The organism is Halorubrum sp. CBA1125 (assembly GCF_009742825.1).
In the GTDB taxonomy this organism is placed as follows: Archaea; Halobacteriota; Halobacteria; order Halobacteriales; family Haloferacaceae; genus Halorubrum.
Map to the genome: position 1 here is coordinate 1 of NZ_WPCE01000140.1, position 7,554 is coordinate 7,554.

Annotated in this window: 6 protein-coding genes and 1 pseudogene; 6 read left to right on the top strand and 1 reads right to left on the bottom strand. The window is 61.3% G+C overall.

Going from position 1 to position 7,554, the window contains the following annotated elements:
* Positions 1–447: 447 nt before the first annotated feature.
* From GJ633_RS11870 to GJ633_RS11885, 4 genes are read left to right on the top strand one after another with little or no spacing between them, the layout of a single operon-like run.
* Positions 448–1,947, top strand: a complete 1,500-nt coding sequence (locus tag GJ633_RS11870) for an ABC transporter substrate-binding protein (RefSeq protein WP_156588996.1) — start codon at positions 448–450, stop codon at positions 1,945–1,947.
* Positions 1,948–1,984: 37 nt separating this feature from the next.
* Positions 1,985–2,911, top strand: coding sequence for a carbohydrate ABC transporter permease (locus GJ633_RS11875; RefSeq protein ID WP_156588997.1), 927 nt, complete (start codon positions 1,985–1,987; stop codon positions 2,909–2,911).
* Positions 2,908–3,792 (top strand): carbohydrate ABC transporter permease, encoded by an 885-nt coding sequence (locus GJ633_RS11880; RefSeq protein ID WP_156588998.1) that lies wholly within the window; start codon positions 2,908–2,910, stop codon positions 3,790–3,792. The genes GJ633_RS11875 and GJ633_RS11880 overlap by 4 nt, the downstream gene beginning before the upstream one ends.
* A gap of 27 nt (positions 3,793–3,819) precedes the next feature.
* The gene (locus GJ633_RS11885) at positions 3,820–4,911 is read left to right on the top strand and encodes an ABC transporter ATP-binding protein (RefSeq protein WP_156588999.1); all 1,092 of its coding nucleotides are present in this window, start codon (positions 3,820–3,822) and stop codon (positions 4,909–4,911) included.
* A gap of 132 nt (positions 4,912–5,043) precedes the next feature.
* On the opposite strand, the gene GJ633_RS11890 is transcribed toward GJ633_RS11885, so the two are convergent.
* Positions 5,044–6,312 carry a hypothetical protein gene (locus tag GJ633_RS11890; protein ID WP_156589000.1) on the bottom strand — a complete coding sequence of 423 codons (1,269 nt, stop codon included), beginning with the start codon at positions 6,310–6,312 and terminating at the stop codon, positions 5,044–5,046.
* Positions 6,313–6,380: 68 nt separating this feature from the next.
* On the opposite strand from GJ633_RS11890, the pseudogene GJ633_RS11895 reads away from it, so the two are divergent.
* Positions 6,381–7,071: pseudogene (locus GJ633_RS11895) on the top strand (IS6 family transposase).
* Between the two features lie 118 nt (positions 7,072–7,189).
* Positions 7,190–7,477 carry a hypothetical protein gene (locus GJ633_RS11900; RefSeq protein WP_156589001.1) on the top strand — a complete coding sequence of 96 codons (288 nt, stop codon included), beginning with the start codon at positions 7,190–7,192 and terminating at the stop codon, positions 7,475–7,477.
* The last annotated feature ends 77 nt before the right edge of the window (positions 7,478–7,554 follow it).

Sequence of the window (7,554 nt, forward strand, 5' to 3'; positions counted from 1 at the left end):
ACGGCGGCCGCAGTAAGCACTGAAGGAGTGAGCGGAGCGAACGACTGAAGCGCGCAGCAAGGCCCCCAAGTCCTCGTGGCTGGGGCTTTGGACGTATTCGCCGTGGAACTATCGACCACGTATCGCCGAGCGGCTGGGGCTTTACAGATGTTCTCCGCGTTGACAACACTCTCGTATCGAGCAGTTCCACCCGAAATCTCGTACCACTAGCACACACGATCTAATGGATAATTCATAACGTTCACTATGAAATAAAATGGCGTGAAAAGCGTTCGATGACACCTCGCTCCGTCGCGGTCAGTCAGTCGACTTTCGCGTGCGTTCCAGATGTCATCGAATCCGTTGCAATCCGGCGATTTAACCCGGTTCCTGTTCCCGACGAGTCGGGAGTGCCTAACCGTCATTAAGGTACATTTATTACAATAGAGAGGTTAAATTCCAAAACGGATGCACAACAACGATACTACCGATGGCGTCTCACGGCGTCGCGTTTTGCAGACCGGCGCGGGCGCTCTCGCGGCCGGGATGGCAGGTTGTACGGGAATCATCACCGGCGGTGGCGGTGGCGGCAATCAACCGGTCACGATTCCGGACGATCCCGACGGCACGGTAGACGGTATCGAGATCACCCACGCGATGGACGAGGGGCACAACACGAACCCCTTCGACTGGTTCAACGACGACATTCAGGAACGTACGGGTGTCTCCGTCGGCAACATCCAAGGGTTCCCGCCCTCCGAGGTGTACAGCACGCTCAACACGGAGTTCACCACCGGCGACACCGGCTTCGATCTCTGTTCGTTCTACCCCCAGTACCTGGGGGAGTTCGCGGAGAACGGCCACATCGTCCCGCTGGACGAGATGATGGAGATCGAGGGGTGGGACCCGGCGTTCGACGACCTGCTGGCGCCCTACCGGAACATGTACACCCAGTGGGGTGGAAACACCTGGGCGCTCCCCATCGACGGCGACGTCCTCATGCTGGTATACCGCAAGGACCTCTTCGAGCAGCACGACCAGGAGGTCCCGACCACCTGGCAGGAGTTCAACGAGGTCGCCCGCTACTTCACCGAGGAGACCGACGACATCGACTACGGCGTCGCGACGTTCGGCGCCCGTAGCTACGCGTACGGTTGGTTCCTCACCCGTTTCGGCGGCGCGGGCGGCATCTACTTCGACGAGGACATGAACCCGCAGATCGACACCGAGGCGGGTCGGATGGCCCTGGAGTCGTGGGCCGAGACCCTGCAGTACGCGGATCCTAACTCCGCGTCCTACGGCTACGCCGGCCTGCGCGACGCGTTCCTCAACGAGCGCGCGGCGATGGTCATCCAGTTCACCGACGTCCCGAAGAAGGCGGCGGCCTCCGACACCGTCTCCGACGTCTGGGGCGGCGCCCCCATCCCCGGCTTCGAGGGGATGGACGCCGCCTCCTCGATGCCCGTGGGCCGCGTCCTCGGCGTCTCGAACTACGTCGAGAACGACCGCAAGCTTGCGGCTTACCGCTTCGCACAGCAGATCTCCGGGCCGACGTTCTCCGGGCACATGGTCTCGGATCCGGACTGCGGGCTCGACCCGTACCGGACGTCCCACTTCGACGACCCCGCGCTGTTCACGGAACCCAACGAGTTCCGCGACGGCCAGCCCGACTCCTCGATCGCCTTCTCGTCGATGGAACAGGCCGAAGAGTACGCGAACGCGGTCCAGGCGACGCTCGAACAGGGGTACCCGATCCCCTACTGGCCGGGTGCGCAGAACTACATCCAGGCCATGACCATCGAGATGTCGAGCTTCGTTTCGGGCGAGCAGGGCGTCGACGAGACCCTCACGAACGTCCAAGAGCAGTGGAACAGCATCGTCGACGACCTGGGTCGTGAGAGCCAGCGCGAGGCGTACCAGAACGTCATCGACGCGTGGCAGAACGCGGGCCTCTGGCCGAGCAACTAACGCTCGTCCGCCCGTCTTTCTTACGGAGTCCACAAGCATGTCATCCGACACGGAGTCGAGTCGTCTCGCTCGGGCCACCCGAAACGAATACCTAGAGTACTGGTTCGCCCTCCCGGCGATCCTGATACTGCTGGCGCTGGTGATCATCCCGATGGTCTGGTCGCTGTACGTCAGCTTCACCAACCTGAACCTGACCATCGCCAGCCGGACCACGGAGTTCATCGGCCTCGCGAACTACGCCGATTTACTGACTAGCGGTCGCTTCTGGGACGCGATCATCAACACCGCCTACTACGTCGGTATCGGGGTAACGGTGCAGTTTGTCCTCGGTTTCGCCGTCGCGCTGATCATGGCGAATTACACCGACGGCTGGTTGAACAGCCTGCTCTTTACCGTCCTGTTGTTGCCCATGATGATGGCGCCCGTCGTCGCGGGGTTGATGTGGCGGCTGCTCTTCGATGAGAGCTTCGGTCCCATCAACCACCTGCTGGGGGCGATGGGGCTCCCGGAGCCGTCGTGGCTCTCCTCGGCCCAACTCTCGTTGGACGCCATCCTCATCGCGGACATTTGGCAATGGACGCCGTTCATGATCCTCATCCTCTACACCGGGCGGCTGGCGATAAACGAGGACCTCTACGAGGCAGCCCGTATGGACGGCGCCTCGAAGTGGTTCACGTTCCGCCACGTCACGGTCCCACAGATGAAGGGCGTCATCGCGGTGGCGCTGCTGATACGCGCGATGGACGCGTTCAAGTTCTTCGATAAGATGTACCTCATGACGCAAGGCGGTCCGGGGACCTCCTCGGAACTGGGGACGTACTACAACTACCTCCTCGGCTTCTCCGACTTCGCGATGGGGAGGGCGACCGCGATGAGCTGGCTCCTGTTGCTGTTCGCCGTGGTGCTGGCGAACATCTTCCTGTGGGTACTGGAGCGCGGTGAGGGAGGTGAGCAGGTCGTATGAACGCCTCCTCGCTGCGCGAGCGCCTCGGGAAGATAGGTGACGAGCCGATCAGCCTCCGGGGGGCGATGAGCCGTATCGGTATCACGGCCTTCGTCAGCGCCATCGTGGCGATCACGCTGTTTCCCCTCTACTGGACGCTGAACACCTCGTTCAAGCAGACGGAAGACACGGTTACGGCCGTTCCGTCGTTCTTCCCGCCCGACTTCACGATCGAGGGATACATCAACGTCCTCTTCGCGAACGGCGCGATCGACAACCTGATCAACAGTATGATCGTCAGCCTCGGATCCACGGCCGTCGCGATAGTTGTCGGGGTGCCTGCGGGGTACGCCTACGCGCGCAACCCCGACCGCGTCGGCGGAAAACACGTCGCGTTCTGGATCCTCTCTTTACGGATGTTCCCGCCCATCGCGCCGATTCTCCCGCTGTTTTTCATCTTCCGACAGCTGGGGCTCATCGACACGTACCTCGCGATGGTGCTGCTCTACCTGACGTTCAACGTTCCGCTGGTGGTGTGGCTGATCCGGAGCTTCTTTCAGGACATCCCCGAAGCGGTCGAAGAGGCCGCGCTCATCGACGGCTACTCCCGCTTCGAGGCGTTCTTCAAGGTGGCCCTCCCGCTCGTGATGCCGGGAATCGTGGCCACGACGCTGCTGGTCTGGGTGTTCTCCTGGAACGAGTTCCAGTTCGCGCTCGTCTTCACGCGCGACGCGACGCGGACCTTCACGCCGCTCATCCCGACGCTCGTGGGCGGCCACCAGACGCTGTGGAACCAGGTCGCGGCGCTGTCGACGCTCGCGATGCTGCCGGTGATAGCCATCTCTCTGCTGATGCAAAAACGCCTTATCCGGGGACTCACTCTGGGGGCGGTAAAAGGATGATAGACGACACATACACGGAGGTTACGAATGAGTAGAATCGAACTCGACGAGGTCACGAAGGTCTTCGACGACGACGTGCTGGCGGTCGACGACGTCTCGTTGACCATCGAAGACGACGAGCTGGTCGTCTTCGTCGGTCCTTCGGGGTCGGGGAAGTCGACCACGCTGCGGATGATCGCCGGGCTGGAGAAGCCAACCGACGGCGACATCCGCATCGCCGGCGAGCGGATGACCCATGTCGAGCCCCAGAACCGCGACATCGCGATGGTATTCCAGTCTTTCGCGCTCTACCCGCACCGCTCGGTTCGCGGGAACTTGTCGTTCCCGCTGGAGGCTCGCGACATGGACGACGACGAAATCGAGCGCCGCGTCGCGGAGGCCGCGGAGATCCTCGGGATCACCGAGCTCCTCGACCGGAAGCCCTCCCAGCTGTCGGGCGGGCAACAACAGCGCGTGGCGCTCGGCCGCGCGATCGTCCGGGACCCGCAGGCGTTCCTGATGGACGAGCCGCTGGCCAACCTCGACGCGAAGCTCCGCACCCAGATGCGCGCGGAGGTCGTCAGCCTCCAGCAGGAGCTTGGCGTCACGATGATCCACGTCACGCACAACCAGGAGGAGGCGATGACGATGGGCGATCGCGTCGTGGTGATGGACCAGGGCGAGGTCCAGCAGATCGCCCCACCGAAGGAGATGTACCAGCGGCCGGCGAACCGGTTCGTCGCGGAGTTCATCGGCTCTCCGAGCATGAACATCATCGAGGGCAGTATCGAAGACGAGACGTTCTCGGCGTACGACAGCGGCGTGACCCTCGGCCTGCCGTCGGGTCTCTCCGGCGTCACCGGCGAGGTGGCGCTGGGTATCCGCCCGGAGAACGTCGAACTCGTCGACGAGCCCGGCGACTACACGTTCGAGGCCAAGGTCGAACTCATCGAGTTGCTCGGGAACGTCCAGATCGTTCACTTCGACGTGGGCGGCCAGGAGTTCCTCGCGGAACTCCACCCCGACGTGGAAGTCGAACAGGGCGAGCACAGACACGTCCGCGTCGCGCCCGGGAAGGGTCACCTCTTCGACGGGCTCTCCTCGCGGAGCGAGCGCATCGTCCCCGAGGGCGAAGCGTAGGCCTTCCGCCGATCTTCACCGGCGACGGGCCCGGCGGCTCACGAGCACGGCTACGACGCCCAGCGCGAGCACGGTGGTCAGAACAACAGTAATCTCCGAGCGGTTCGGTCCTAAATCTGGCTCTCTTCCCTTCTAGCTCCGGCGGGCGACCACCGACAACAGGAGGAGCGCCGCGATGAAGTGCGGAATCCCGGTCAGCGGGGCCTGGTCGTCGGATGCACCCTCGTCGTCGTCCGCTTCGTTGGGTTCGATCGACCCGTCGTCGCCGTCTGCGGAGTCGTCAGCCGAGTCCGACGACCCGTCGTCGTCTCCACCGTCCGACGAGCCGGAATCGGTCGACGAGTCCGTGTCCTCGCCGTCCGTGTCGCTTTCACCGTCGTCTTCGCCGTCGGTGTCGGCTCCGTTCTGGGTGTTCGCGTCCGCGTCGTCCTCTTCCGAGGTATCCGAATCGTCGTCAGAGGTGTCCGAGTCGTCTCCGGCCGGGGCGCTGCCACCGCCTCCGTCTCCTCCGTCATCGGTCGACTCGTCATCGTCCGGAGCGTCGGGCGCGGAGTTGTTCCCGTTGGACCCATCGTCCGTCTCGTTGCCGTCGGTGTCGTCTCCGTTCGAACCGTCCTCATTCGATCCGTCAGAACCGTCTTCGGCGGCGTCTTCGCTCACCTGGATGCTCGTCTCGGTGATCTCCAGCATCTCCTGTTCGGAGTCGGTGAGCGCTTCCTCGCCGAACACCGTCGAAAAGACGGTGTACTCACCTTCGTCTTCGGGAACGGTGATCTCGGTCTCGTACACGCGATTGCCGCTATCCGTCGTGGTCGCCTCGATCGGGTCCGGATCGTTTCCGTCCATCAGCACGAGTTCGACGGAGTCGATCGGCGGCTCCTGATCGTACGGTTCGAGTTCGACGGTGGCGTTGACCGTCTCGCCCGGTGCCGCCTCCTCGGGAACCGTCAACTCTGCGTCGTACGCCGCGACGACAACCGGAACGGCGCTCTCGTCTATCTCGTAGTCGTCGATGCGTATCGCGACGAGGTAGGTTCCGGGGTCGTCTCCGTCCGTCGAAAACGTCGTCGAATCGTCACCGCTCAGCTCGGCCGAGGCCAGCCGATCTGCGTCGCTGTTGAACTTCTCGGCGTAGTAGCTCCCGTTTTCGGGCCCCGTCGTGTCCACGTCAATTTCTTCGCCGGGCGCCACGCGCGCGATAGACGTTATGTCGAACTCGATCCGAAACGTGAGCCCGTCTCGCTCGCCTTCGATCTCGATCGTGCGATCCGGCACGTCGATCGAGTCGGCAACGGACACGTCGTACGACGATGACGCTGCGGCGAGGGGGGCGACGGCAAACGCCGTCGACAACACGAGCAGGGCGGCGAGGAGTACCAAGCGGGGACTTGGACGTTTCATCTGCCGACGGATAACACCTTACAGTGCATAAATGGTCGTGTTTGGTCAAGGATGAAGAGTGAAGCGGGATGATTTTGGTGGTCTATGCCAGAGTCGCCCGCCTCAGTGGCTGCACGAACTGGATCGATTCGGATTCTGTGGAGCGACAGCGGACATCCGAGTGTCCGATGAAGCTCGATATTCAACTGTAGTTATCGGGATTATCGCTGTCGGCAACCGTCTCTATCATTGAGGAAGTGAGTGTCGAGTGATCTCGAAAGCGATCTGCGATTGGGAGAGAAAGCCGATTTACAGCCTACAGAAGGCCAAACCGCGAATTACGTTGCGCTGACGAAACTGTAATTCGATCAATGATCCGCAATTTGGCTGTACGCAGCTGTCATCCCGATACAAACGACCTGCTGTATCTGCGGTTATTTCCCCACAACGACTGCGCTAACAGCGGTGTTTCTATAAGAAATTCGTCAGAAACACGATGTCGAATCAACCGTGTTTCTAGTCGATGGTGCTCGACACCTCCAAACTGTGCTGGTCAGGGTTAGGCACCGATTTCAGACTGAACGGAAGGACACTCCCAACGTCATCGAACGGATTTTTTGAGAATTCAAGCATCGTACTTCTTCGTTCTCACGCTGTTTCTGCCATACTGTGCCTGAGACCACTGAAAATTGGCTCCAAGCATTTATCACTTCGTTCAATAATCCATACTCAACACTACGTATAAATTATTGCTTTACGGGCGAGTTAGGAAGCTCTTAATCGACCTAAGGCGTGGCGCTTTCTCGTCGTTTGTGCCGGGTCGGATCTGTGATATTTTCGTCCGAGAAGTTTCGGATGAGCAAAACAATTATGTCACTACGATATAGACTCAACCCATATGCAATTCCCGGATCGGCAACAGCTTCTCGCTACCGTCTTCGCCTTCCTCATGGTCACCTCCATGATGGCCCCGGGCGTGCTCGCGTCGGCGGGGGACGCGGACGGTATCGAGCAAACGGGGGACAGTGACCTCGCGTCACAGTACGACGTCGGGGATAACGAAACGACGGACGATGGGTCGACGGATGATGGTTCGACGGACGATGGTTCGACGGATGATGGGTCGACGGACGATGGTTCGACGGACGATGTAACGGACGATGTCGTACCTAGACTGACTCCATGACGAAGGATGGATTCGATCCGACGGACTGAAGTGGGATCGAGGCGGACGGATGTTCGTCGACTGAGAACGAGACGACC

Excerpts from the sequence above, each read along its gene's own strand:
- GJ633_RS11870 (WP_156588996.1), top strand. The coding sequence starts at position 448 with ATGCACAACAACGATACTACCGATGGCGTCTCACGGCGTCGCGTTTTG.
- GJ633_RS11875 (WP_156588997.1), top strand. The coding sequence starts at position 1,985 with ATGTCATCCGACACGGAGTCGAGTCGTCTCGCTCGGGCCACCCGAAAC.
- GJ633_RS11880 (WP_156588998.1), top strand. The coding sequence starts at position 2,908 with ATGAACGCCTCCTCGCTGCGCGAGCGCCTCGGGAAGATAGGTGACGAG.
- GJ633_RS11885 (WP_156588999.1), top strand. The coding sequence starts at position 3,820 with ATGAGTAGAATCGAACTCGACGAGGTCACGAAGGTCTTCGACGACGAC.
- GJ633_RS11890 (WP_156589000.1), bottom strand. The coding sequence starts at position 6,312 with ATGAAACGTCCAAGTCCCCGCTTGGTACTCCTCGCCGCCCTGCTCGTG.
- GJ633_RS11900 (WP_156589001.1), top strand. The coding sequence starts at position 7,190 with ATGCAATTCCCGGATCGGCAACAGCTTCTCGCTACCGTCTTCGCCTTC.